The sequence below is a fragment of the Variovorax glucosi genome (genome assembly GCF_051216695.1).
Lineage (GTDB): Bacteria > Pseudomonadota > Gammaproteobacteria > Burkholderiales > Burkholderiaceae_C > Variovorax.
Window position 1 is genome coordinate 142,842 of the sequence record NZ_JBPJZE010000002.1, and the last position, 24,787, is coordinate 167,628.

Annotated in this window: 23 protein-coding genes; 2 read left to right on the plus strand and 21 right to left on the minus strand. The window is 64.3% G+C overall.

Annotated features, from left to right (window positions below; translation table 11 throughout):
- The first annotated feature begins 12 nt into the window (after nt 1-12).
- Entirely contained in the window at nt 13-261 is a 249-nt protein-coding gene (locus ACSFA3_RS09045; RefSeq protein WP_435505115.1) for a GlsB/YeaQ/YmgE family stress response membrane protein, read from the plus strand.
- A gap of 56 nt (nt 262-317) precedes the next feature.
- On the opposite strand, the gene ACSFA3_RS09050 is transcribed toward ACSFA3_RS09045, so the two are convergent.
- From ACSFA3_RS09050 to ACSFA3_RS09130, 17 genes are all read right to left on the minus strand, one after another.
- Nucleotides 318-1,040: an ABC transporter ATP-binding protein gene (locus tag ACSFA3_RS09050; protein WP_435505116.1), complete on the minus strand. Its 723-nt coding sequence runs from the start codon at nt 1,038-1,040 to the stop codon at nt 318-320.
- 2 nt (nt 1,041-1,042) lie between these two features.
- Nucleotides 1,043-1,840 (minus strand): ABC transporter ATP-binding protein, encoded by a 798-nt coding sequence (locus tag ACSFA3_RS09055; protein WP_435505117.1) that lies wholly within the window; start codon nt 1,838-1,840, stop codon nt 1,043-1,045.
- A 35-nt stretch (nt 1,841-1,875) separates the two neighbouring features.
- A complete protein-coding gene (locus tag ACSFA3_RS09060; RefSeq protein WP_435505118.1) occupies nt 1,876-3,063 on the minus strand; it encodes a branched-chain amino acid ABC transporter permease in 1,188 nt (395 codons plus the stop codon).
- A gap of 25 nt (nt 3,064-3,088) precedes the next feature.
- Nucleotides 3,089-4,018 carry a branched-chain amino acid ABC transporter permease gene (locus tag ACSFA3_RS09065; RefSeq protein ID WP_435505661.1) on the minus strand — a complete coding sequence of 310 codons (930 nt, stop codon included), beginning with the start codon at nt 4,016-4,018 and terminating at the stop codon, nt 3,089-3,091.
- An 84-nt stretch (nt 4,019-4,102) separates the two neighbouring features.
- On the minus strand, nt 4,103-4,813 hold the full coding sequence (locus tag ACSFA3_RS09070) for a prepilin-type N-terminal cleavage/methylation domain-containing protein (protein ID WP_435505119.1): 711 nt from the start codon (nt 4,811-4,813) through the stop codon (nt 4,103-4,105).
- Nucleotides 4,792-5,913: a type II secretion system protein gene (locus ACSFA3_RS09075; RefSeq protein WP_435505120.1), complete on the minus strand. Its 1,122-nt coding sequence runs from the start codon at nt 5,911-5,913 to the stop codon at nt 4,792-4,794. The genes ACSFA3_RS09070 and ACSFA3_RS09075 overlap by 22 nt, the downstream gene beginning before the upstream one ends.
- Nucleotides 5,910-7,010: a type II secretion system protein gene (locus ACSFA3_RS09080; protein WP_435505121.1), complete on the minus strand. Its 1,101-nt coding sequence runs from the start codon at nt 7,008-7,010 to the stop codon at nt 5,910-5,912. Before ACSFA3_RS09080 ends, ACSFA3_RS09075 begins: the two co-directional genes overlap by 4 nt.
- On the minus strand, nt 7,007-8,254 hold the full coding sequence (locus ACSFA3_RS09085) for a hypothetical protein (RefSeq protein ID WP_435505122.1): 1,248 nt from the start codon (nt 8,252-8,254) through the stop codon (nt 7,007-7,009). The genes ACSFA3_RS09080 and ACSFA3_RS09085 overlap by 4 nt, the downstream gene beginning before the upstream one ends.
- A gap of 42 nt (nt 8,255-8,296) precedes the next feature.
- Nucleotides 8,297-9,553, minus strand: coding sequence for a type II secretion system F family protein (locus ACSFA3_RS09090; protein ID WP_435505123.1), 1,257 nt, complete (start codon nt 9,551-9,553; stop codon nt 8,297-8,299).
- Nucleotides 9,554-9,563: 10 nt separating this feature from the next.
- Complete coding sequence (locus ACSFA3_RS09095; protein WP_435505124.1) at nt 9,564-11,264, minus strand: GspE/PulE family protein; 1,701 nt, start codon at nt 11,262-11,264, stop codon at nt 9,564-9,566.
- On the minus strand, nt 11,264-12,928 hold the full coding sequence (mshL, locus tag ACSFA3_RS09100) for a pilus (MSHA type) biogenesis protein MshL (RefSeq protein ID WP_435505125.1): 1,665 nt from the start codon (nt 12,926-12,928) through the stop codon (nt 11,264-11,266). The genes ACSFA3_RS09095 and mshL overlap by 1 nt, the downstream gene beginning before the upstream one ends.
- Before the next feature lie 5 nt (nt 12,929-12,933).
- Complete coding sequence (locus tag ACSFA3_RS09105) at nt 12,934-13,632, minus strand: hypothetical protein (protein ID WP_435505126.1); 699 nt, start codon at nt 13,630-13,632, stop codon at nt 12,934-12,936.
- Nucleotides 13,629-14,264, minus strand: a complete 636-nt coding sequence (locus ACSFA3_RS09110; protein ID WP_435505127.1) for a hypothetical protein — start codon at nt 14,262-14,264, stop codon at nt 13,629-13,631. The genes ACSFA3_RS09105 and ACSFA3_RS09110 overlap by 4 nt, the downstream gene beginning before the upstream one ends.
- The gene (locus ACSFA3_RS09115; protein ID WP_435505128.1) at nt 14,261-14,836 is read right to left on the minus strand and encodes a hypothetical protein; all 576 of its coding nucleotides are present in this window, start codon (nt 14,834-14,836) and stop codon (nt 14,261-14,263) included. The genes ACSFA3_RS09110 and ACSFA3_RS09115 overlap by 4 nt, the downstream gene beginning before the upstream one ends.
- A complete protein-coding gene (locus ACSFA3_RS09120) occupies nt 14,833-16,209 on the minus strand; it encodes a hypothetical protein (RefSeq protein ID WP_435505129.1) in 1,377 nt (458 codons plus the stop codon). Before ACSFA3_RS09120 ends, ACSFA3_RS09115 begins: the two co-directional genes overlap by 4 nt.
- Nucleotides 16,206-16,712 (minus strand): hypothetical protein, encoded by a 507-nt coding sequence (locus tag ACSFA3_RS09125; protein ID WP_435505130.1) that lies wholly within the window; start codon nt 16,710-16,712, stop codon nt 16,206-16,208. The genes ACSFA3_RS09120 and ACSFA3_RS09125 overlap by 4 nt, the downstream gene beginning before the upstream one ends.
- A gap of 48 nt (nt 16,713-16,760) precedes the next feature.
- The gene (locus tag ACSFA3_RS09130; protein WP_435505131.1) at nt 16,761-17,543 is read right to left on the minus strand and encodes a type II secretion system protein; all 783 of its coding nucleotides are present in this window, start codon (nt 17,541-17,543) and stop codon (nt 16,761-16,763) included.
- Between the two features lie 354 nt (nt 17,544-17,897).
- Between ACSFA3_RS09130 and ACSFA3_RS09135 the strand changes: the two genes are divergently transcribed.
- Nucleotides 17,898-21,392 (plus strand): autotransporter outer membrane beta-barrel domain-containing protein, encoded by a 3,495-nt coding sequence (locus ACSFA3_RS09135; protein ID WP_435505132.1) that lies wholly within the window; start codon nt 17,898-17,900, stop codon nt 21,390-21,392.
- Nucleotides 21,393-21,398: 6 nt separating this feature from the next.
- Here ACSFA3_RS09135 and ACSFA3_RS09140 read toward each other — a convergent pair whose 3' ends face one another.
- The 4 genes from ACSFA3_RS09140 to ACSFA3_RS09155 all read right to left on the minus strand — a co-directional run bounded on the left by ACSFA3_RS09140 (nt 21,399) and on the right by ACSFA3_RS09155 (nt 24,770).
- A complete protein-coding gene (locus tag ACSFA3_RS09140) occupies nt 21,399-22,373 on the minus strand; it encodes a threonine dehydratase (protein ID WP_435505133.1) in 975 nt (324 codons plus the stop codon).
- Between the two features lie 96 nt (nt 22,374-22,469).
- Complete coding sequence (locus ACSFA3_RS09145) at nt 22,470-23,183, minus strand: VOC family protein (protein ID WP_435505134.1); 714 nt, start codon at nt 23,181-23,183, stop codon at nt 22,470-22,472.
- A gap of 19 nt (nt 23,184-23,202) precedes the next feature.
- Nucleotides 23,203-24,123: a PhzF family phenazine biosynthesis protein gene (locus ACSFA3_RS09150; RefSeq protein WP_435505135.1), complete on the minus strand. Its 921-nt coding sequence runs from the start codon at nt 24,121-24,123 to the stop codon at nt 23,203-23,205.
- Complete coding sequence (locus tag ACSFA3_RS09155; RefSeq protein ID WP_435505136.1) at nt 24,120-24,770, minus strand: glutathione S-transferase family protein; 651 nt, start codon at nt 24,768-24,770, stop codon at nt 24,120-24,122. The genes ACSFA3_RS09150 and ACSFA3_RS09155 overlap by 4 nt, the downstream gene beginning before the upstream one ends.
- Nucleotides 24,771-24,787 lie beyond the last annotated feature (17 nt).

The window sequence follows — 24,787 nt, forward strand, 5'->3', positions numbered from 1 at the left end:
CAAGGAAATATCATGAGCATCATCTGGACCATCCTCATCGGCTTCATCGCAGGTCTGATCGCCCGCGCCCTCAAGCCCGGGAATGACGCGGCCGGTTTCATCGTCACGACGCTGATCGGCATTGCCGGATCGCTGGCGGCCACCTATCTCGGCCAGGCCATGGGCTGGTATCGGGCTGGCGAAGGGGCAGGATTCATTGCTTCCGTCGTGGGCGCCATCGTGCTGCTCTTCATCTGGGGCATGGTCAAGCGCAAGGGCTGAACCGGAAAACAAGAAAGGGCCGCGAGGCCCTTTTTTTTGGTTTCGATGCATCGATTTCAGGCTGCTTCACCGAGATATGCTGCCCGGACTCTCGGATCTTTCAACATCGATTGCGGGTCGCCGAACATGGTGATGATTCCCGACTCCATCACATACCCCCGGTCCGCGATCTGCAGCGCGCGGCTCGCGTTCTGCTCGACCAGCAGTACCGTCACGCCCTGGTCGTAGACGTTCTTCACCACCTCGAAGATCTTGTCCACCATGATCGGCGACAGGCCCATCGAGGGTTCGTCGAGCAACAGCACCTTCGGCCTCGCCATCAGCGCCCGTCCCATCGCCAGCATCTGCTGCTCGCCGCCCGACATCGTCCCGGCCAGCTGGTCCTTGCGCTCCCTCAGGCGCGGGAAGATCGCGAACATCCGCTCGATGTCGTCCGCGATCCCGTCCTTGTCGTTGCGGATGTACGCGCCGATCTGCAGGTTCTCGGTGATCGTCATGCGCGTGAACACGCCCCGGCCCTCGGGCACCATCACCAGACCCTCGCCCACCAGGTCCCAGGCGCCGCGGCCCTTGATGCTGCGGCCCAGGAACTCGATGTCCCCGTCCACGAACGGCAGCGTGCCGGTGATCGCCTTCATGGTGGTCGTCTTGCCCGCTCCGTTGGAGCCGATCAAGGACACCAGCTCGCCTTCGCGCACCTCGAAGTCCACGCCCTTGACCGCCTGGATGCCGCCGTAGGCGACCTTGAGGCCGGTGACTTTCAGAAGAATCTCGCTCATGTTCAATGTCCTCCCGTGCCGAGGTAAGCCTCGATCACCTTCTCGTTCTTCTGCACCTCCGCAGGCGTGCCCTCGGCGATCTGCTTGCCGTAGTCGAGCACCGTGAGACGGTCGCACAGGCCCATCACCAGCTTCACGTCGTGCTCGATCAGGAGGATGGTGCGGTTGTCCTTGCGAATGCGGCTGATGAGTTCGCGCAGCATCACCTTTTCCGTCGCGTTCATGCCCGCCGCAGGCTCGTCGAGCGCGATCAGCTGCGGGTCGGTGGCCAGCGCGCGCGCGATCTCCAGCCTCCGCTGGTCGCCGTAGCTGAGCGTTCGGGCCTTGTAGTCGGCGAACTTGCCGATGCCCACGTAGTCGAGGAGCTCGTGCGCACGCTCGGCGATGGCACGCTCCTCGGCCTTGAAGCTCGATGTGCGCAGGATCGCACCCACCACGCCCGAGTGCGTGCGCACGTGGCGCCCGACCATCACGTTCTCCAGCGCTGTCATGTCCGCGAAGAGCCGGATGTTCTGGAAGGTGCGCGCGATACCGGCCTTGGCCACCTCGTGCACGGCGGTGGGCTGGTAGGGCTTGCCCGCCAGAGCGAAGCTGCCCGAATCCGGCGTGTAGAGCCCGGTGATGACGTTGAAGAAGGTGGTCTTGCCCGCTCCGTTGGGCCCGATCAGGCCGTAGACCTGCCCGCGCTGGATCCTGATGCCCACGTCCGAGAGCGCCTGCAGGCCGCCGAAGCGCTTGGAGATGCCGCTTACGTCGAGGATGGTGTCTGCTGTGGATGTCGATGCTGATGGTGTGCTCATGGCTGTGTCCGCTTTTTGTTCTTGTTGTCGTTCGTTCACGGATTGATCGACATCGGCCGCGCGGGCGAACCGGGCACTTCATCGGCCGGGCCGGAGACGCCCGGCTCGCTCAGCGCCACCGGCGGGGTCGCATCCCCCGCCCGGCGCTTGAGCGACTTGCCGTGCGCAGGCGATGGCCACAGCCCGCGCGGGCGCACCAGCATGATCACGATCATCGCGAGCGCGATGAAGAGCTGGCGCAGGATCGACGCGTCCAGCCGCCCTCCGGTCATCGCCTGCAGCGGACCGGCGACGTAGCGCAGCACCTCGGGCAGCGCAGCGAGCAGCACCGCGCCCAGGATCACCCCGGGCAGGTGGCCGATGCCGCCGAGCACCACCATCGCCACGATCATCACCGACTCCATCAGGCTGAACGACTCGGGAGAGACGAAGCCCTGAAAGGCGGCGAACATGGCCCCCGACACACCGCCGAAGCTCGCTCCCATGCCGAAGGCGAGCAGCTTCATGTTGCGGGTGTTGATGCCCATGGCCTTGGCCGCGATCTCGTCCTCCCGGATCGCCATCCATGCGCGGCCGACGCGCGAGAGCTGCAGGCGGTGGGAGACGATGACGGTGACGATGACGAGCGCGAGGAACAGGTAGTAGTAGAGCGATACGGAGGCGATGGTGAAGTCGCCGATCTTCAGCTTCTGGCCGAGGTTCAGGCCCCAGAAGTGCACCGGGTCGATGGCGTCCAGCCCCTTGGGGCCGTTGGTGATGTTGACCGGGTGGTCGAGCGTGTTCAGGAAGACCCGGATGATCTCGCCGAAGCCGAGCGTGACGATGGCCAGGTAGTCGCCTCGAAGGCGCAGCGTGGGCGCACCCAGCAGCACGCCGAAGACCCCCGCGAGCACGAAGGCCAGCGGGATGACCACCAGCAGCGGCGTGTGCACGCCGTTCGGGAACATGGCCTTGATGGCCGGGAAGGTCTCGGCCAGGTGGGGCGAGCCGAGCAGTGCGTACAGATACGCGCCGATGGCGAAGAAGGCGACGTAGCCGAGGTCCAGCAGGCCGGCATAGCCGACCACGATGTTCAGCCCGAGGGCGAGCAGCACGTAGAGCAGCGCGATGTCCACGATGCGCACCCAGGCGTTGCCCTGGGCCTGGAGCGCCAGCGGCAGGATGAGCAGCAGCACGGCGGCGACGATGAAGACGACGATCTTCTGCAGGCGGGGGTTGTTCATGTTCGACATGTTCTTGTGCTCCCGTTCAGGCACGGTCGGCCACGCGCTCGCCCAGGAGGCCCGAGGGCCGCACGGTGAGCGTCAGGATCAGGATGACGAAGGCGAAGATGTCGCTGTGCTGGCTGCCGAGGATGCCGCCGGTGGCCGCTCCCAGGTAGCCCGCTCCGATGGCTTCGATCAGACCCAGCAGGATGCCCCCGACGACCGCGCCGGCCAGGTTGCCGATGCCGCCGAAGACGGCTGCGGTAAACGCCTTCAGGCCCGGGCCGAAGCCCATGGCGTGCTGGACGATGCCGTAGTTGCTGGCATACATGACGCCGGCGATGGCCGCGAGCACGGCACCGATGATGAAGGTGGCGGAGATGACCATGTCCGGGCGGATGCCCATGAGAGACGCCACGCGCGGGTTCTCGGCCGTCGCCCGCATGGCGCGCCCGAGCTTGGTGTAGTTGACCAGCCAGGTCAGCACCGCCAGGGAGATGGCGGTGACGACCAGGATCATGATCTGGGTGGGCGAGATGGAAGCTCCGGCGACCACGATCGACTCGCTCGGCAGGAGCGTGGGGTAGGCCTTGTTGGTCGGACGCCAGATGATCATGGCCAGCGTCTGCAGCAGGATCGACATGCCGATGGCGGTGATGAGCGGCGCGAGCTTGGGGCTGTTGCGAAGCGGCCGGTAGGCGACCTTCTCGATCACGAAGTTCAGGCTGGCCGCGACCACGCAGGCGATGATCAGCGCGATCAGGAGCATCAGCCAGCCGGGGATGCCGGGCATCGACTCCTGCATGAGCCCGATGATGGTCCAGCTGGTGAGCGCCCCCACCATCAGCACCTCGCCGTGGGCGAAGTTGATCAGGTTGATGATGCCGTACACCATCGTATAGCCCAGCGCGATCAGGGCATACATGCTGCCCAGGACCAGCCCGTTGATGATCTGCTGCAGCAGGATTTCCATAACCATAGATAGCGTTCCGAACCGGCGTTTTTGGGACGACCGGCAATGCGTGTTGATCTTGCCAGCGGTGCTGGCGCCCTGTCTTCAATCCATCACGAGGTAGGCATCGACCTCCGGTATGTTGTCCTCGCCAGCACCGCTCTTCGGCAGAGGCCAGTCGATGCCCGTCGCCGAGAGCGAGTCTGCAAAGCTGGCTTGGCGGAAGCGTCCGAAGCGGGCGTCCAGGCGACTGTCGATCAGTGCATCGAGTTGCATGGCGAGCTCGGTCGTCAGTCCGGTCAGATGCATCACGTGCCGGCTTGCCTTGACGAAGACGCCCGACGTGGCGCCCGACACGGCCCACGAAACGGTCGTGAAGCAGATGCGCAGTTCGTGCGGCGATCCGTTGCTGTCGGCGTAGACGTATCGATCTTCCTCGCCGACACCGCTCCCTTCCGGCGGCTGAATGCTTTGGGAAAGCATGACGTTCGTCAGCGTCTTGTCGCTTGCTTCGTTGCACAGTTCATCGGAGCCGCTGAGCCCGTGAATCTTGTTTGTAGGTGCGATCGGGTTGTCGCCCGGCACGACCTTCGCCTGTGTCGTGTAGGTGCCAAACGAATTGCGCCATCCGGTCACGAATTCGGAAAAGATTCGTTGGCCGGATGCCTGTCGCAGCAGGTCGCTGCCGGAGGTCACTGCGCCGACGACGACCGCGATGATGACAAGCACCACCGACAGTTCGACAAGTGTGAAGCCTTTTGTGCGATGTCGCATCTTTGCAGTCGGTCTGCTGGTCATGGTGCGGGCGGTAGCCATTTGTCTTCCAGGAAGAAGGCGCTGGTGTTTCCCAGAATTGCGCGCGCCTTGAGATCGGCTGCCGTCTTGTTCGTGGCGACAAGCAGGTCGTCGAGCGTTCCCTCGCGCGATTCGGCGATCACTTCATTTGTCACGAATCGGGCGAGGTTGGATGCCGTCGCTCCGACGTATGCGCCTGCCAGAACCATTTTGACCACCGCCAGGTTTCTGGCCGCGATCTCCTTGCCGACGGATGCCTCCGCGGCTGCCTGAGCCGCCATCGTTTTTGTGCTCGCGCGATAAAGCGAATAGGCCGCGTTGCTGGCGAACACTGCGCCCTGTGCCGTATCTGCCGCGTAGGTGAACTTCACCAGCCCGAACTGCGCGACGACGTCGCGCATCGCCCGCGCCATCGTGTCGGCGGCCAATGCAGTGTTGAACTGTGCGCGCCCCGCAACTGACAGGGTGCTGCAGTGAAGTCGCGCTGCGAACTGCGCACGTCCCACCGTGTGCGCGACCGCTTCTGCAGTGACCGGCGTGGCAGGCGCGGCAGGCGCAGCAGTGCTTGTCGGCGTCATCGTGGCACCTCCGGGATCCATCGTCAGTGCATAGGCCATCCTGCGGCCGTCCGCCGCGGTACCGAGTGTCTCGCACAGGTCGAGCAACGGCTCGTGGCCACCCGGCATCACGCTTGCGAGAGGGACGACCTGTGCTGCCAAGTCCTTCGCCTCGCCGAACTCCTGTGCGACCACGACCTGGTAAGGACTCCCGGTCACCGGCGATGGCGCCACCATCGACACCTGGTAGCGAATGCGTCCTGCCGCGGCGTCGGGCAGACCAAGCGTGAGGAAAGGCAGAAAGCCGATGTCCTTGCCGTCGCAGCTTTCCTTCCCCGTGGTCAGTGGCGAAGGACACGGCAGTCGGCCGTGGAGATAGCCGTAGGCCAGCATCGCGTCGTTCACGCGGTCGATCAGCGTTGCCGACTGATCGGTGCGAGTGACCTTCGCCTGCCGATCGATCACGGCCCACAGCATCACGCCGCACGCGCCGAGAATCACGGAGGCGATGGCCACTTCCACCAGGGAAAGACCTCGTTGTCGTCGTCTGGAGAGATGCGTCATTGGTCCAGTCCTTTCTTCTGCAGTTCGTTCGCTCGCGCCGCATGGCGAACGACTTCTTGCTGGATCTGGTCCCTGTAGGCTTTCGCTGCCGTGATTGCTTCGTCACCTGCGGCGTTGGATTTCTCGGCTGCGACGATGCCTTCGCCTGTCAGCTTCAGGAGCATGCCCAGCGAGGCGATGACGCCCGTCAATGCAACCATGTTTGCAGCGCCTGCTGCGGTCGTCTCCCACGCGGTGATCGCGCTGACGGCCTCCATCCCGAGATCGACGGTCAGTTTGGCCGTGCCCACGCTCCAGTTCACCATCCGCCAGTCGAGGTTTCTTGCGGAATCGCCACCCATGAGGCGATTTACATCGCGCAATGCGATCTCCTGATCGGCCAGCCTGTGCATGTCGACGGCCACGGCCACCGATCGCACATCGCGGGACAGTTCGGCAAATCTGGCGAAGCAGCCGATGCTGGCCGCGAATTCGCCGAAGCCCCGTGTGCGCGTATCCAGCCTGACATTTGGTGGGAGGGCGCCCGATGACGTATCGCCGAGCCAGCTTTGCGCAAGGCCCAGCGGCTGTCCGCTCTCGGTGCTGATGGCCTGCTGAAGCGCGTAACCCATCCGCATGCCGCCGGGAAGCGAATCTCCGGCTTTCTCGCGTCGCATCAGTACTGCGCAAAGGTCCAGTCCGTTGACGGTCGTCCGGACCTCGATCAGACCTGCTCCCAGGTCCGCTGGATCGGCGCGATAGATGGGAGGCTTGACGGTCAGGGGCTGGGCGACGACATAGCGGATGCGTGACGACAATCCCTGCAGGCCGAGCGCCGTGACGGGTAGCCAGCCTTCGAGGTAGCCCGGACGCGACGGACTCGCCGCAGCGTCCTCGGGCACCGGCAACTGGGAGTTGGCTTTCGTATAGCCGAGCAGCGCGTTTTCGGCTCGCTCGGTCTCGCTGACGGTACGTCGGATCTCGACGTCGTCCGTTGCTTTCCGGGCAGTCGTCACGACGGCGACGACCATGATGCCAAGCAGCGTCGTTGCGATGGCGGTTTCCAGCAGCGACCAGCCGCGCTCTCCTCGCGGTTCGCGAATTCGCCTGGTGTTCACGGAGAAACCCCCTGGCGATCTGCAATGGCAAGGATGGAAGCAGAACCGTTCCAGACGTAGGAGTCTTCAGCCGTCTTTTTTGCGGCTATATAGGCGAGCATGTAGCCAGCTTCCGTCATTGCTCCGGCGACCGCCCTGATGCGGTCGATCTCCGCGAGCCGCAACGTCTCGGCCGATGTCACTATGCCGGCATTGCCGGAAGCGACGGCCACGACACTGACAGGGTCCGGCAGGCCGGGAAAATTTTGCGCCACTGTCGCGACGCTCTCCACAGCTTTCGCGATGGCGTTCTTTACATCCAGCTGGGCCGACACGACACCCACAGCAGCCGAAGGGACGGCCACCGATTCGATGTCTATCAGCGCCTGGCTGCCCTTGATCGCACCTTCTCTTGCACCCACGGCCGCCGCCGTCCAGGTCGCCGCTGTCGACAGCGTGTCGAGCGATGCCATGACCGCCGAGCAGGAAAGAGCGTCGGAGAGCGCGGCGAAGTCGACCACCCGGACGACGTCCCGATAGGCGTTGTCGACGGCGCGGTACGGGCTTTCGAGTTGCGGCGCGATGTCGGCATTCAGGCCCGAGTCTGACTTCGCTGTGCCTATCGGCGATGCAGCCAGCCCGTAGGCGACGTTCATGATGCTGCCGCCGCTGTTGGTGACCGGGACATTCGCACGCGCCGGCCTTGCCGTAGCGCCGGTAGGTGGGCCGCCTGTCTGCCATCGGCTGCTGCCGTGCGGAAGCGCTGCAGCACGCAATTTGCCGCACAGGTCGACGCTGCTGATCAGTGAAGGGTATGCAGCCGGCGCTGCGACCGTGGCTGCGAGCGCGGGCTGGTAGGCGTCGTCGAGGGTTGCCAGATCGGGGTCGGATCCGGCGCCGACACCGCGGTAAGCCAGATAGCGCAACGGCATGCGACCGCGTGCACCCGGCGTGCTTCCGAACTGCTCGATGGCGGCTGTCGGCAGCCATCCCTTGGCGAAACCGGACGTGCAGTTCTCGGTGCCATCGGGAGAACTAGCCGGACACGGAAGTCGGCCGTTGGCTGCTGCGAAGCCCGTGATCGACTCCTGCGCCCAACGCAACGACTCGACCTGCTCGAAACGCGCGATTGAAGATGCGCTACGGCTGCCCAGGTAATAAGTTGCCACCAGCGTGCCAGTGAAGATCACCATCATCGCCGCCAGCACAAGCGCTGCGGCGCCACGTTGCCGTGCCGCAATGGCGCCTTTTCGCCGAACTTCCATCATTGTTCTCCTTGGCTCTTGTAGGTATCGGGTCGACATCCGTCAGCGTGCGGCAGACATCGTCTGCCTGACGAGGTCGTAGACCGGCAGCAGCAAAGCGACGATCAGCAGCAGGAACACGGCCCCCGCAATGACGACGATCACGGGCTTGATGATTTCGGCCAGCATGCCGACGGTGCGTTTCAGGCGGGCCGAGTACTCGTCGGACAGATAGGTCAGCTGTCGGTCCAGCGTGCCGGACTCCTCGCCGACCGCAATCATCCGGACCATCATGGAAGGGAAGCCACCGACCTGCCGCATTGCGAAGGAGATTCGGTCGCCACGCTCGACGAACTGGCGAATGCGTGCGACACGTTCCTTGTAATAGAGGTTCTGCAGCGACCGTTCCAGGATGCCGAGGCTCGAGATCACGTCCAGTCCCGAGCGGATCAGCAGCGACAGATACTCGGCGAAAAAGGCGAGGCCCGACGAAACCAGCAAGGTGCGCGCAACGGGTGTCCGGTGCAGCAGCTGCATCGTCCGCCGTCGCAGGACGAGGCTGTTGCGCCACGCCATTCCGCTCAGGATGGAAAGAGTTGCCAGCGCCATCGCGACCAGCAGCCAGTGCGCGTTCATCCACTCGGAGAACGCCATCACCGCCACCGTCAGCGGCGGAAGCTTGGCGTTCATCTGCTTGAAGAGTCCGACCAGCTTCGGCAGCACATATGCGATCCAGAACCCGCCGGCGCCGAAGATGGCGAGGAAAGAAAAGATCGGATAGATCATGGCCTGCCGCGCGTCGGCCTTGAGCGAAATGATGCGGTCGAGATGGCGCGCCGACTCCATCAGCATCTGGTGCATGGTGCCGGTCGCATCGCCGATCTCGGCCAGGCTGCGTATGGTGTCCGGGAAGATATCGGGCTGGCGTCCGAAAGCAATGCTCAAGGCGCTGCCTGCATTCAGGTCCTCGAGCAGCTGCGTGCATACCCTCTCGACTCGCCTGCCGGACTCGGAGCCTTCGTCTTCGGCAATCGCCTTCACAGCCTCGAAGATCGGGATACCGCTCGAGGTCATCACAGCCAGATCGCGCAGCAGCCCGGCAAGCTCCGCGGGTTTGATGGCGCCGCGGAACAGTCGTCGGCCTGCCTGGAGCACGTCGGATGCCCACGCCGGAAGTCGATAAAGCTGCAGAACGATGCCGTCGTGATTCTTTTCCAGCCAGAGCCGTGCCGATGCATCCATCTCGACCGAGATCGCGGCGATGCCGGTCTTTGCCCGTCCGGTCGGCATCAACAGCTGGTAGTAGTAGAAGGCGCTCATGAGAGAACACTCATTTCGCAGGTCCTTCGCCGATGACGCGCAGCACTTCGTCGGCCGTGGTCTGGCCCAGCTTCACTCTTCGCTTGGCGACTTTCACAATCGTCTCGAAACCTTGGTCGGCGGCCAGCGTCCGGATCGCCTCCCGGCCCGCCGAATCTGCGATGGCATTCGCCAGACGGTCGTCGATGATGAGCAGTTCGTAGAGGGGCAGGCGGCCATGGAAGCCGGTCAGGCGGCAGCGCTTGCAGCCCCTGTTGCGTTGACCGAGCGTTCCCTCTTCGACACCGAGCCAAATGCATTCGGAAAGCGTGAATGCGACAGGTTCGGCGCAATGGCTGCACAACCGGCGCACCAGCCGCTGGTTGATGACGAGCTTCAGGTTCTCGGCGATGACCTGCGGTACCAGTCCCAGGGGCGTGAGCCGCGGCACGACGCCGAAGACGCTCGTCACGTGCAGTGTCGACAGCACCAGATGGCCCGTCGCCGCTGCGTCGACTGCGGCTTGCGCGGTTTCCGCATCGCGCATTTCCCCGACGAGGATCACGTCCGGATCGTGTCGGAGGAAATGGCGCAGCGCGGTTCCGAAGTCGTAGCCGGCCTTGCGGTTGACCTCCGTCTGTCCGGCCATCGGCACCCGGTACTCGAGGGGATCCTCCACGGTGAGCACGTTGCGCTCGATCAGATGCTGCATGCGCAGGCCGGCGTGCAGCGTGCTGCTCTTTCCGGAGCCCGTCGGGCCGGTGATGAGGATGAGGCCGGCCGGGTTCGCCATTGCGGCGGCGACCAGTTCGACATCTTCCGGAAAGAAGCCCAGCGCAGCCAGGTCCTTGATCTCGTGTGCTTCCGGAAGCAGGCGCATCACCATGCGCTCGCCATGCTCTGTGACGATGGTCGAGACCCGCACGGTCAGCGGGTCGTCCAGTACGACGGCACGGAAGCTGCCATCCTGAGGCCGTCGCGCTTCCGAGATGTCCATCTCGGCCGTGATCTTGATGAAGCCGATCAATCGGCCGAGCGACAGCGGTAACGCGCGGATCGGCTGCAGCACCCCGTCGATGCGAAACAGGACGTGAAGGCTTGCGATGCCGGAAGTGATGTGGATGTCGGTGGCGCGCTCGCGCATCGCGAGATGCAGCAGATGGCTCAGCAGATGTTCGGGCGTGAAAGCGTGATCGCGGTCGGAAGCCAGCAGCGTCACTTCCTGTGCAAGCAATTTTTCCGGCGGATTCTTCGCAAAGTAGTAGGCGTTGCGGATCAGCCGCGCCACCTGGGAAAAAGGTGCGAGCCTAAAACGGCAGCGCACGCCGAGTCGTCGCATTACCAACTGCGCGACATCGTCGGGCATGGCATCGCCCAACAGCACCAGCAGATCGCGATCCTCGAAACCCAGTGGCAGAAAATTCGACGTGAGACACTGCTCCTTGTTGAACAGCGACAGCACTTCCTGGTCGGGATAGTCGATCAGATCGGCGTCGAAGAATTCGATCTGCAGCACGCTGCTCAGCAGGGCGACCACTTCCTTCTCGCCCGCAAGTCCTTCGCTGATGACGATGCGCCAGAGCGGCTCGCCGTGCACCGCGTGCTTCTGTCGCGCATATTCGAGTTGCACCGCGTCGAGCAGGCCGGCGCCGAGCAGCTTGCCGGCAAGCACGTCCGCAAGACTGCCGGCGGTACCGGCGTCACCGGTGTCACGCTGATCACGGTCAGCCATCACATCGCCCGCGCACGCAGCACGACCACCAGTTCGCGGGCGTTGTCCAGGGATTTGTCCGATGTGAACAGTTTTCCCACGGTCGGAATATCCGACAGACCAGGCACTGCGCCGCCTGTGCCGCCCCTTTGCTGGTCGATCAATCCGCCGATCACGACCGTGTCGCCGTCCTGAATGTTCAGCGTGGTTGCAATCCCCTTCGTGCTGACGACGGGCAAGGTCACGCGGTTGCCTGCACCGACGTCCACCAGCGCAAGGCTCGCTTCGCTGACCTGCGTCTGGCTCGGATGGATGAAGAGCTCGATCATGCCGTTCTTCTTGACGACAGCGCTGACGCCGACGACAACGCCCGAAAATACCGAATCGGTGATGACGTCCACCGATGTCGTCGATGCGGAATTGGTGTTGTTGACCGTGCTGATGATCTTCTGCACATAACGGATGCTGTTGCCCACGCTGAGATAAGCCGGCGTTCCGTTGCGTACCAGCACGCTCGGGTTCGAAAGCACGCGCACGGCGCCGAAAGACTTGAGCGCATTCAGCGCGATGGAGAAATGGTTCGAGCGATAGCCGATGCCGCCTGCCGTCGCGCCGGTGGAACTTCCTATCGTCTGGGCCGGAATGGTCACCGTGCGGCCATTGGGCAACAGGCTGGCTGCGGTGGTGGTCTGGCCGGACCCGATCCCGATGCCCCTGACACCTGCGCTCGCCATGATGCGACTGCCGAATACGTTCCAGTCGATACCGAACTCCGACGCGTCGTTGAGCTGCACGTCGATCAGTTGCGCGTCGATCTGGATCTGCTTCTGCCGGAAGGACGATTCCTGGAAAACAACCTTCTCGATCGACTGCACGACCGATGGGCGTGCCCGTACGTAGAGCGTTCCGCTCGCCCTGTTGATCGATGTACGCGGTTTCTCGCGTCCGTCGGCAGGAGCGGCGGATCCCGCGGCTGTGCCCCCGACGATCGCTTCGACAGACTTTGCGATGTACTCGAAGCCGTCGCCCTTGTCACCGAGATCGCTCTTGATCGTCAGGCTGCTTTTCAGTCCGCTGCCGCCGTCCTTTCCGCTTCCGAACACATCTCCGCCGCCGTTGAGTTCCAGCGTGCTGCGGCCGATCAGCATGCTCAGGTCGAAAACGCGCTCTTCGTCCATGTGCACGACAAGTACGTTGTCCTTGCCGAGGCTGCCATGAACATCGAAAACGCGAAGGATGTGTGCCAGCGCCTCACGGCCCGTAACCTGTTGCAGATGCAGGCTTGCCACCTGGGGCATTTCAAGCACGGCCGGGTCGACCGCCAGGCTGATCTTGTATTCGGTCGAAAGGATCCAGAGCAATTGCCCGATGCGTGCGTTCTGCATGCTGATGCCGATGCGCTTGCGGTTCATCGGGCTGTCGTCGGGAACGATCTCCTCCAGGACCGGAATGGGTGCCCGGCGTTCGAGTCCTTCAAGCAGCCCCGTCCGTGCGTTGGAAAGTTCGCGCGAACCGTCGGCAATGCTGGTCTGGATCGCCGCCTGCCTGGCCGGCATCGGCTTGATCAATTGCCCGACGGAAGAAAATTTCGGTAGCGCGCCACAGCTGCTGAGAACCACCGCGAGACTGACGGTCGCAAGCGTCAACGGTCGCGCTGACGATCGATGGATGGAGGGCGTAGTCATTCGGTTCAGTTCACGGCGCGAAATTTCGATCGGACCCATCCGACCAGTTCATGTCGACCCATGGAGGTCGATGCGCTGCGCTCTGGATTGGGGATGGGAAAACAGGCTGCGGTCCCGAGGTCTTCCGGGGCGCCCACCGAGATGACAAAGGCAGGGCTGTCTCCGGGTACCAGGCAATTCATCGCCAGGCCCTGTGCATCTGGTTTTGGCACATATGGCTGTCCGGTCGACACTGACGATGAAGACGTCGATGTGGCGTATGCGGCAGCGCGCTCCGCTCGTGTCAATAAGCGCGTGGCTGGATCGGGATCGCCTGCGGTCGCTGTAGCGCCCAGATCGGCGTCTGGGGCGATGCGCGAGATTCCATAGCGCAACACGCGATTCGCGGACTGCGCCGAGACGCCGTCCATGCCTAGCGTCCGGGTCGGCAGCAGTCCGAAACTCTGCGCCAACAGGCAGTCGCCAGCCGCATCTCCCTCTATGCCGCTCCCGGTCAGGTCCGGACATGGAAACCTGCCGTGTGCCATCGCAAATTCCAGCGTGAGCTGCTTTGCCTGACTGGCCAGCGCTGCCGCTGCGCGACCCTGCCTGACCTGATTGACGTCGCGCAGAACACCAAACGAAGTCGCTGCCAACAGACCCAGCACGGCGATCGATGCCGCGATCTCGATCAGCATGGAGCCGGCCTGCTTTGCGCGCATCATGGGGACACACCAGCTGCGGGTGACTGCATGACGTCGTGGCGAATGCGCAAACGAAGCGCCGCGAGTTCGGACATCTTGGATTGCACAAGCGCGGCCCGTTCGGAGGCGTTTGCGACTGGCGCGCGATCTAGCGTCTGCAACTCTTTTTGAGTTGCCTGCATCTGATCGGCAACCAGGAGATTCTCTTGGAGCACGTCCAGTCGCACCCCGCTCATGACGGGCGATCCATTGATCTTTTCCAGCTCCGCGATGGCGGCGCCAACTTCCTTTGCGTCGATGGTTGGCTGACCTTGCAGCCGATTCAGCTTTTCCACGATGGCGTTCAGGCGCGCGATCCTGGCACTGGCACTGGCACTGGCACTGGCACTGGTGGCGGCACCGGTACTGTCGCTAGATGCAGGCGTTGTCGGCCCTGTTGCGGCCGCGCGTGACTTTGGCATCAGCCAAGCGGGCGTCTGGGTGCCGGTTTGCGGCGGCACGGCCGGCGGCAGCACGACTCGGGCACTGGTTTCCGATGCGACTCGTTCAGCGCTGACGGCAGAGGCGACGGTGCCTGGAGGTTCTCGCAGGACGAGGAAGACGACCGCAGCGAGCAGTGCCATCGACAGGACAAGGACGACAAGGCGTTTCATTTGACGACGGCTGGATTGGAAGATGCGGTTTTTGCCGGCGTTGGCAGAACGACTGGGGCGTCCTGGCCTACGAACTTGTCACGTATGTCGACACTGCGTTTTGCACCGGCGCCGTCTTCGATGACCACACCTGTCCGATCGATCGCTCTGACGATGCCGCCACCTGATGTGCGCTCGCCGATGCGAACGACTGCGCCGTCGATCGTGGCCGTACGGCCGCGCGCGGTTTCCACGATCACGACGTTTAGCGTCGAAGCGTCGAACGGCTTCGACTCGGTCGCGGCCGCAGCGGTGGTGGACGGTGAATAAAGTGTCAGGATCGAATCGCTTCCTTCTCCACGACCCGATCGCTGCATCCGTTCGAAGAGAGCCGCCTGACGCAAATTTTCTGCAGCGCGTTCGATACGGATCGTTTCGGGATCCAGGGTGCTCGAGGCCGGTTCCCTGGGTTGCAAAACCATCGGCAACCACCGTGGCACCCACGTGACGGCAGCAATGGCGATCACTGTGAAACCTGCGACAGCCAGGGCAAACGCCAGCCCGTTGTACTTTGGAGCGAAGCCGAGTTTCATGGCTTGGTTCCCGAGCGAGCACGCTCTTCCTTGTGAATGAGCCGGTAGGTGAAGAGTTGGCTCGAAACCGCGGAAGCAGCAGCCGCCGCGCGAGACTCGAACGGTTCTGCCGTGTAGCCGAGCACGGCAAGCGAGCGTACGAACGATGACAGAGTCGCGCTGTCCTGATTGCTTCGGGTGTCCTGGATCACGCCATCGACGAGGATGCCGCGCGGCTGCGTTTCGCGCTCAGGCGTGGGTTCCTCTGCGCGAACCGAAAGGATGCGAATGTCGGCGCCGGCGGCAGACTTGAGCGCCATCAGAACCTCATTGACATCGAGCCCCGCCTGCAGGCGCGCGACTGTCTCGATGAAGGTCAATTGCTCTCGGTAGGCCGCATCGCCTGTGTCGTCGGCGGGTGTCGGTTCCGGACGATTGGCGGCAGCGATGCGTTGCTGGAGCGCCTGGTTTGCTGCTGCAATGCGACGTAGCTCGAGGCTCTTCTGTACGGCGAACCCCAGGAAAACGCAGGTCACCAGCAAAGCGGCAGCCATCGCGGTCGTGCGATGGCGTTCAGCCGCAAGCAGTACCCGTTCGCGCTGCGTATTGAGAAGCAGACCGATCGGCGGGCGGGACGCGATTCGAGGCAGTGCGGTTCGCGTCATGGTTTCGACAGCCGCCTCGCTGCCGTCGTCCACCGCCAGCGCGAGCAAGGCATCGGTCGACACCACCTGAAGTCCGCTGGCGTCGGCAAAGGCACGCATCATTCCGGCGTAGTTTTCTGCCGAGCAGGTTTCGCTTGCGGAAATCCATTCGACGGTGGGCAGCGCTGCGGCGGCTCCCGCTGCCGTTGGCGACCATTGCGCACGGATGCGGTCACCGAGTGCGCGTGTGGCATAGGCGACGCTGTCCTCGTCGATGCCGAAAGCCAGGGTATTGGCCTGAACGATACGCAGCCCGGTCCTGCCCATGAAAACGAATGCGTTGTCGACATGCAGCACGACAGCGGTCTGTGCGTCGACGCGCGACCACGCAAGGGCGCACAGCGTTGTCCAGGCGCAATGTCCGGGTTGGGCACTCGCCCAGCCCTGCATCCGGTGCCACTCGTCGAGCGACGCCGAACTGTAGAGCGCCTGATAGGTGCGGCTGACCCGTTCGACGTGGTGAATGAAAATCTTCGTTTCGGCTTCGATCGTGCCTTCGGTGCGAAGCCGACGTTCCACCAGAACGGCCGCATGGCGCGCGTCACCCTCGAACGATGCAATGCCGACAGCGGAGTTCGAGGGTTGCCAAACCACGGTGGCGGGCGAGTTCAGGACGGGGAAACGCTCGATGTGGCGAGCTTCCGTCTTCTTCAGGGCAAGCCATTTTTCACCTGTTGCATAGATGATCATTTCGATGCCGCCTTGGCTCGGTACAACAGGCTCCCGCGCAATGACAGGACAAGTTCGGATTCGGAGGACGCGGGCGGTGTGAAAAGACCGTCCTGAGGTTCCTTGACGGACAGCTCGAACTGTTCGGCTGCAAAGACGCGTCCGCGCGAACGAGCGATCTCTCCCAGCAATCGATTGGCTGCTTTTCGCGCCATCGACGATTGCCGGATACTGAAGCGGCGTTCGTCCCATGCACTTGCCACAAGGCCGGTCTTCTCGGCTTCTTTCATCAATGTGTCGATTGCCTCGCGCCGCCGCGTCTGAATGGCCTTGGCCAGTTCGATCTGTCTGGCCGCCTGCCAAGCTGTCTGGATCTGAGACGCCAAGCCCCGCTGTTTGACCAGAGCGACCTGCGATCCGACGAGAACCAGTGAGGCAACTACCAGAAGACAGAAAGAAGACAGCAAAGCCGTGCGGGTTTGCAGGAAAGCCGAAATCTTCCGTATGCCGCGGTTGGGCGCCAAGGGGAATGCGGGTGTGCGGGTATGCGGAGTGGTCATGAGCGCAGACCGCTACTGGTTCATCTTGTAGTTAGCGACGACGGTCATTACCTGCGCTTCGCGATCGGCAGTCTTGCCGCTGAATCCGAGTGAGTTGTTGCCGATCCAGTCGAGTCCGCCATCCACCCCGGTCGATCCCGAGGCTGCGCCTGCAACGACCCCTTCTTGCCGGAAGGCGCCACTCGAAGCATCCGCGTTTCCCTTGATTGCCGATGCGAGCGATCGGGCTAGGTCTGGCGTCAGTCCGGTGATGACCATCATGTTGCCGGTGCCCGACAGGGTTCCTGGCCGATTCCACTGGAAGCAGACCTGCAGTTCCTGAGGATTTCCGTTGGTGTCGAGATAGATGTAGCGGTCTTCCATGCCGGCGCCGCGCCCTGCAGGAAGCTCGATTCCGGCTTCGAGCACCAGCGTGCGAAGGCTCGCGCCGGCCTGCATGCCGCGTTTCATCTGCGGCCCGGCATTGCCCTCGCAGATGGCCGGAGGCTCGGTTACGCCGCTGAGGTCACCGGCGGACTTTGCAAAGTTCTTCCCATTGACGACAAGTCGCGGGGCCCGCGTGTTGTCGCCGATCGGCACGCCGGTGCGTTGCACGTAGCTGTTGTAGACCACAGCCCACTGGTTCACGAACGTCTGACGAATGCGGAGGTACTCAGCGTTGCGCTGCGCGTCCTTACCGATCATTACAGCGCCGAGGATCACTCCGATGATGACCAGCACGACCGCCATTTCGACAATGGTGAAGCCTGCGTTCCGGTGTCGCGTGCCTTGAAAAGTTCGTTTCGAGAATGCCATCGTGAGTCTCAATGTGATTCTTTGCGCTGATGCGAAAGACTCGTTTCACATCGTGTAGGCACAAAGCTTAGGTGCGTCACTCGCGCTCACGAAGAGCCGCTTAACCATTGTTAGGAGTTGCAAGGCCTGCATCGCAAACCCATCGCCAACGCCAACGCGATCGCACTTTCATCACCGAAATTGGCGCTATCTTTTTCATAGCGCTAAAGATGATGAATTTTACGAATGCACCAAAATGCTTACAAAAGTGAAACTCAAAGTACTCAGTGTGTACGAATGTATGTAATCCTTTCGTATCACGCCGGGTGCTGTGCACCAAAGAAAGGCGTCCAAGACACTTTTTGAGGTACTCACATGAACAAGTCTTATCGCAGCGTCTGGAACCACGCTCTGGGTTCCTGGGTGGCCGTTTCGGAGATCGATCGCGGTCGAAGCGGTGCTGCCAGGACAGCGCTGGTTGCGATCGTGGCGGCCATCGGTGCGTTGAGTGCCGGCGCCCAGACGATCGACTACGCCGATGGCGAAGTGAGAACAGCGGGGGTCGTGACCTCAGCGGGCACCACCACGCTCAACATCTCCGGTGCGACTGCGCAAGCGGCACAGGCCGGTGTGATTTCGGGTGCCGGCGGCATCGCAAAGAATGGAGCGGGCGCGCTGGTTCTCGGAACCCCCAACCCATCGAGCCCGGTTTCGGGCGCTGCAGTGGTCAATACCTTCAGCGGTGGAACCTTGTTGAATGGCGGTTCGCTCGAAGCGACTTCCAACGGGTCGCTAGGAACCGGCGCTCTGACGATCAACGGTGGCACGCTGCGCGGCGGCGTGACGCTGGCCAACGACATCGTGGTCAACGGCAATTTCAGTGTCGACCCGCTCGAAACAGACCTCGCACCGCAGCGCGGCCTGACGCTCAACGGCAACATTTCGCTCCAGACGAACGCGACCATCCGCTTCGCGCCGCCGTCGTCGGTTGCATACCTGCTTCGCGTCGGCGGTGTGGTGTCCGGCAACCAGGGCTTGACCATCGAGGCGCCGACGTCGACCGTCTACTGGGGCGACCTGGATTTCGTCGGCAACCGCTCCAACACCTACACCGGCCTGACCACGGTCCGCGGCAGCACGGTCCTTGGCCTGCTGCGCACCGAAGGCGCGACGGCGATTGCCGGCGACCTGCTGGGACAGGGAAATTCGACCATCGTCATCGGCCAAAACGAGCAGATCGCCAACACGTCGACGGTGACCATCGACAGCGTCAGCGGACCCACCATCGGCGGTCTGCAACTTCCTGGCCTTCTGTTCATGGCGCCGAACCTCACCGAAACTGTTGGCGCCCTGTTCGGCAGCGGCACGATCAATCTCGGATCGAGCACCCTGCGGACCGGTGCCGGCGACTTCAGCGGCACGATCGCCGACAGCGGCATTCCAGGCATCGCGGCCGACGGCCGCATGGTGAAGTACGGCGCCGGAATATTCACGCTCTCTGGCGCCAACACGTACAGCGGCGGAACGTCGGTCGAAGGCGGCACTTTGCGCGTCGCGAACGACGGCGCGCTCGGAACCGGCGGCCTGACGCTGGCCGGCGGCACCACTCTCGACTACGACACCCGCAGCACGACCCAGATCTCGAATGCCATCACGCTGACCGGCAACGCGACGCTGAACGTCGATGCGTTCGGCGTGCGCCAGTCTGGCGCGATCAGCGAAAGCGCCAGCGGCAGCCGCATCACCAAGTCCGGTGCCGGTGCGCTCGAACTCGTAACCGCCAACAGCTACACCGGGGGCACCGACCTGCAACAGGGCTTCATCGACATGCGTGCCACCGGCGCGCTGGGCAGCGGTCTGGTCGCCATCGCCGTCGGTACGACAACTCGCTCGACGGGTCTGCGCGTCGGCGACAACGTCTCCCTTGCCGCCATGACAGTCGCCAACGCCGGCTTCGTCGACGTTTCGCAAGCCACGACCGGCACGGCCATCGGCTCGCTCGACGGCAACGGCGATGTGCTTCTCGGCGCTCGCACGCTGACGCTCGGCGGACTGAATGTCGACAATGCCATCGGCGGCGCGATCCAGGATGGCGGCGTGGCGGGCGGCGCCGGCGGCAGCATCGTCAAGACAGGAATCGGCACGCTGACCCTGTCGGGCGCAAACAGCTACACCGGCGCGACGACGGTCGCCAGCGGCACGCTGCGCACGGCGCATGTCGACACGCTGAGCGCGGCATCCGCGCACACGGTGGCCCGCGGCGCGACGCTGGACCTCGCCGGCTACAGCCAGACCGTCGCATCGCTGGACAACGGCGGCACGGTGTCGCTGCTGTCGGCAAGACCCGGCGCAGACCTGACGGTGACCGGCGCCTATGTCGGTCGCGGCGGCACGCTGGCGCTCGGCACCACGCTCAACGCGACCGGACCGTCGGACCGACTGGTACTCGATGGCGCGTCGGCCAGCGCCAGCGGAAACACCACTGTGCGCATAACCAACATCGGCGGCCTCGGCGCGCTGACCACGGGCAACGGCATCGAGGTAGTCGCCGCACGCAACGGCGCCACGACCACTGCGCAGACCACCAAGTCGGCATTCACGCTGGCCGGCGGTCACGTCGATGCGGGTGCGTATGCGTACACGCTGCATGCTGCGGATGCGAGCAGTGCTGGCGAAAGCTGGTATCTGCGTTCGGACGCACCGGCCGCGAATCCCGCAGGGACGACAACGACAGCGACACCAGCACCGGCACCGGCTTCTCCGACAACCGCTGCGCCGGCGACATCCCTTTCTTCGACGACGTCCGTCGCACCGACCACGATCGCCAGCGCGACCGCCACCACAGCTGCGTCGGCTGTGTCGGCTGCGCCGGTCGCGCCCACCGCAATCGCTGCGGTTCCAGTGCCGAACTACCGCACCGAGGTGCCGCTCATGGCGGCGTTGCCCCAGCAACTGCGCCAAGCCGATCTCGCCATGCTCGGCAACCTCCACCAGCGCATCGGCGACACCCCTGCAGGGATGGCGTCGGTCACGGCCGGCGCAGCGACGCGCACGGCCTGGGGACGCGTGATCTCAACCAGTATCGACGCACGCCAGCAGGGCACCGTCGCGCCCGAGAGCAAGGGCCGCGTCACCGGCTTCCAGGCCGGTACCGATCTGTTCGCCAATGCCAACTGGCATGCCGGCGTCTATGTCGGCCAGCTCGACGGCGATGTGAACGCCAGCGGATTCGCCAACGGCACCTGGGCGCCTGTCGGCAGGAACGACCTGCGTGCGCGCTACGTCGGCGGCTACGCAACCTGGACGGGCGACTCAGGCATCTATGCGGACGCCGTTCTGCAGGCCGGGGACCACCGGTACAGCGTGCATCCGCTGGGCAACGCGAGTGTGAGCGGGAAGGGCGACAGCCTGCTGGCTTCGATCGAGGCAGGCAAGTCGTTCGCACTGTCGCCCAACTGGAAGATCGAGCCGCAAGTGCAGCTGATCCACCAGCGCATCGATCTCGACGACGTGATCATCTCCGGCGCGCGCGTGCAGCAGAACAGCGACAACGGCTGGATCGCTCGCGTCGGCGTGCGCGTCAAGGGCGAAGTCTCGACCGCCCTCGGCACGCTGCAGCCCTATGGCCGCGTGAACCTGTACCGCGCTTCCAGCGGCGCCGACATCGCCCGCTTCGTCGGCCCGGCCGCATCGACCGATATCTCGACCCGCACCGGCGGCAGTTCGGCCGAACTGGCTGGCGGCTTCACGCTGGCGATCGGACGCACCTGGAGCGTCTACGGCGAAGTCGGCCGGCTGTATGCGACCGGCGGCGAAGCCCGCGTGCGCAGCGCCGTGCAAGGCTCGGTCGGCGTCAAGGCGCGCTGGTAGTTCGCCTCAGCCCTTCGCCTTCAGCACGTCGGCGAACATCGAAGCATCGACATTCCCGCCGCTGACGGTGATGCCCACCGACTTGCCGTGCCAGCGTTCGCGCTGCTGCATGGCGGCGGCGAGCGACGCGGCGCCGGCGCCTTCGGCCACGTTGTGGGTGTCGGCGAACAGGGCCCGCATGGCGTCGGCGACTTCGTTGTCCGTCACGGCGATCACGTCGTCGGCTTCGCGGCGCACCACCTCCAGCGCTTCGGGGTCGGGCGTGCTGCAGGCCATTCCGTCGGCGAGCAGCGTGGTGGCCGGCGAAGCCACGACGCGACCCGCGACGAACGAGTCCCGGTAGGCGGTGGCATGCGCGGACACCACGCCGACGAGCTTCGTGCGAACGTTGCAGTGCGTCCGTGCCGCAGCCGCGCCGGCAAATCCGGAGCCCAGGCCGATGGGTACGAAGACCACATCGGGCACACGGTCCTCGCGTTGCAGCGCCTCGAAGAACTCGACCCAGTACGTTGTCACGCCCACGACCAGGTCACGTGCGAACGAAGGCACGCGATGCAGGCCGTCTCGGCTACCGAGCATCGCGGCGTGCTCGCGCGCCGCCTGGAAATCTTCGCCGTGTTCGATCAGATGCACGCCGAGCGCGCGCATCGCGGCGTTCTTCTCCATCGAGTTGCAGCGCGGCACGACGATGGTCGCGTCGAGACCGTGGCGCGCCGCCGCGAAGCCGATCGACTGGCCGTGGTTGCCGCGCGTGGCGCCGATGACATGGCGCACTTCCGGCTGGCGATGCGTCAACGCATCCATGTAGGTCAGCCCGCCGCGCACCTTGAATGCGCCGAGCGGCGTATGGTTCTCATGCTTGGCCCACAGCTTGCAGCCCAGCCGCGCGCTCAGCTGCGACCAGGCGTACTGCGGCGTGGGCGGCATGGCGGCATAGACCACGCGTTGCGCAGCCTCGATTTCTTCACGACTGAACTTCATTGCGGACGACTCCCTGAAAACCGTTGGCGAACAGCGGCGCTTCGCGTACGAAGCGCGAGGCTGCCGAAAAAAACTGCGGAAATTGCGCTGACTTTTCTACGTGTACGACGTGATGCGCGAACCCAGCGTGACTACGCCACGCGGCGTCCGCAAGGTGGCCACAAGGTCCGGCGCACCCTGGCGCAAAGACATCGCATCGAACGCGATCGCGTCCAGCGCCGCGCGCAGGGTTTCGATGCGGGGATGCGAAGCTTCGAGCGCCAGTAGCGCGAGTCCGTCATCCGGCAGATCGTCCGCCGGATGGCGTAAACCCCACTGGATGAGCGTCGGCAATGCGCCGTAGAACAGGCGTTGGCCGTCGTCGCGAACGGCGATCTGCCACTCGATGCGGCCACCGCCAGACGCCTCGGGCAGTTCGCGAAAGGCGTGGACTACATGGCCGCGGTCGATGCGCAGCGGATCGCCAGCCAGCGCGGTCACGGCGGCATGGAGATCGGGCACAGCGGCGACGAAGTGGATCAGGTGCGGACCGTGGTGCGCCAGCGACGCCTGCAGGATCTGGTCGTCGAGATCGAACCAGCGCCTGAGTGGCGCGGCACGCGTGGGTCGCGCGACCGAGTCGATGGCGATGATCTCCAGATAGGCTTGCGGAAAAGCGGGGCTCGCGATGGACAGCAGCCGGTTGTGGGTGCCCATCGATGCATGCGCGCCGCCCGGCCACGGTTTCACGCCGAGCGTCGCCTCGCACCATTGAACACCTTCGTCCAGCGTGCGCGCAGCGATGACGAGGTGGTCGACGCGGGCGTTCATCGCAATGGCATCCGGTGTGTCAGAGCGCGACGTGGCCGTCGATGCAGGTCACGACGTCGCCGCCGACCCAGACCTGACCTTCGGTGTCGCGCGAGACATGCACGCGGCCGTCGCGGCCGAGGCACTGGCCCTGGCCGGCGACGTAATCTGCCGACAGGTGGCCGTCTTTGGTCAGCCACTGGGCCAGGCTGGCGTTGAGGCTGCCGGTGACCGGGTCTTCCTCCACCCCGACGCACGATGCGAATGCGCGGACCTCGAGGCCCACTGCAGCTTCCGAAGCCGTCCGTGTGCCTCCCGCGAACGCCCGTGCCTCGCGGTTGGATCGGCCGATCAATGCCGTCGTGGCAGGTGCCGACGGAATGGCAGCCACGCCGATCTTGTATCCCAGCGCCTTGAGCGCACGGTGGTCCGGCGCCAGCGCCAGCACGGTATCGACATCGTCCAGCAAAAGGCCCAGCCATACGGTGCCGTTGTCGAGCGACTGCGCCGCCAGCACCTGGCGCGCCTGCAGCTTGAGCGCTGCGGCGACGCGCGCCAGCAGGCTCGGACTCGGACCGCTACGCTGCATGGCCGGCGCCGCGAACGCGAGGCGTTCGCCGTCGCGGCGAATCGGCACCAGTCCGGCTTCGCACTGTTGCATCACACGGCCCGGCGACTTCGGCTTTCCGCCGGCTCGCAGCCACGCATGGCACGAACCGAGCGTGGGATGGCCGGCGAACGGAAGTTCGCAACCGGGCGTGAAGATGCGCATGCGGTAGTCCGCAGCCGGATCGGTCGGCGGCAGCAGGAAGGTGGTTTCCGAGAGGTTCGTCCATTGCGCAAAGCGCTGCATGGCGGAGGTGTCGAGACCTTCGCCGTCGAGCACGACTGCGAGCGGATTGCCGCGGTAGGGCACCGCGGTGAATACGTCGACCTGCTGGAAGGGGCGGGATTGTTTCATTCGAGAGGGAGATCGAGCACGCCGCGGGCTGCCTGGCGTGCCTTGAGTTCGGAGAACCAGCGTTCGACGTGCGGCCACACCGGCCGTATGTAGGCGGTCGGCGGCAGGCCGAACCAGCGGTGCGCCTCGCAACCGACCGGAATGTCGGCCATGCTGAAGTTTTCGCCTAGCATGAAGCGCCGTTCCGCAAGGTGCGCGTCAAGCAGCGCAAACAGCGGCTCGGTGGCGTTCACGGATTGCGCGATGACGGCATCGTTGCGGTCTTCGACAGCGGTGCGGATCCACTGGATGAACGCGCCGCCGCTCGCGCGGTTCAGTGTCGTCTGCTGCCAGTCCATCCACTGCTCGGCTTGGAAGCGCGCCGGCAGTGCGAGCGGATAGAGCGCATCGAGAGATTCGGTGGAATGCCGGGCGCAGAGGTAGCGCACGATCACGTTCGATTCCCACAGCGTGACCCTGGCCGCGCCTTCGCCGTCGTCGATGACCGGCACCATCCCGTTCGGATTCAGCGCCAGGTATTCCGGTGTCTGCACCAGGCCGAACCGGCCGCCGGCTTCGGTGCGCTGGAAATCGAGCCCGAGCTCCTGCGCACACCAGACCACCTTGCGGACGTTGATGGAGCTGATCCGGCCCCAGATGTTGAGCATGGTGTTTCGCCTTGGAC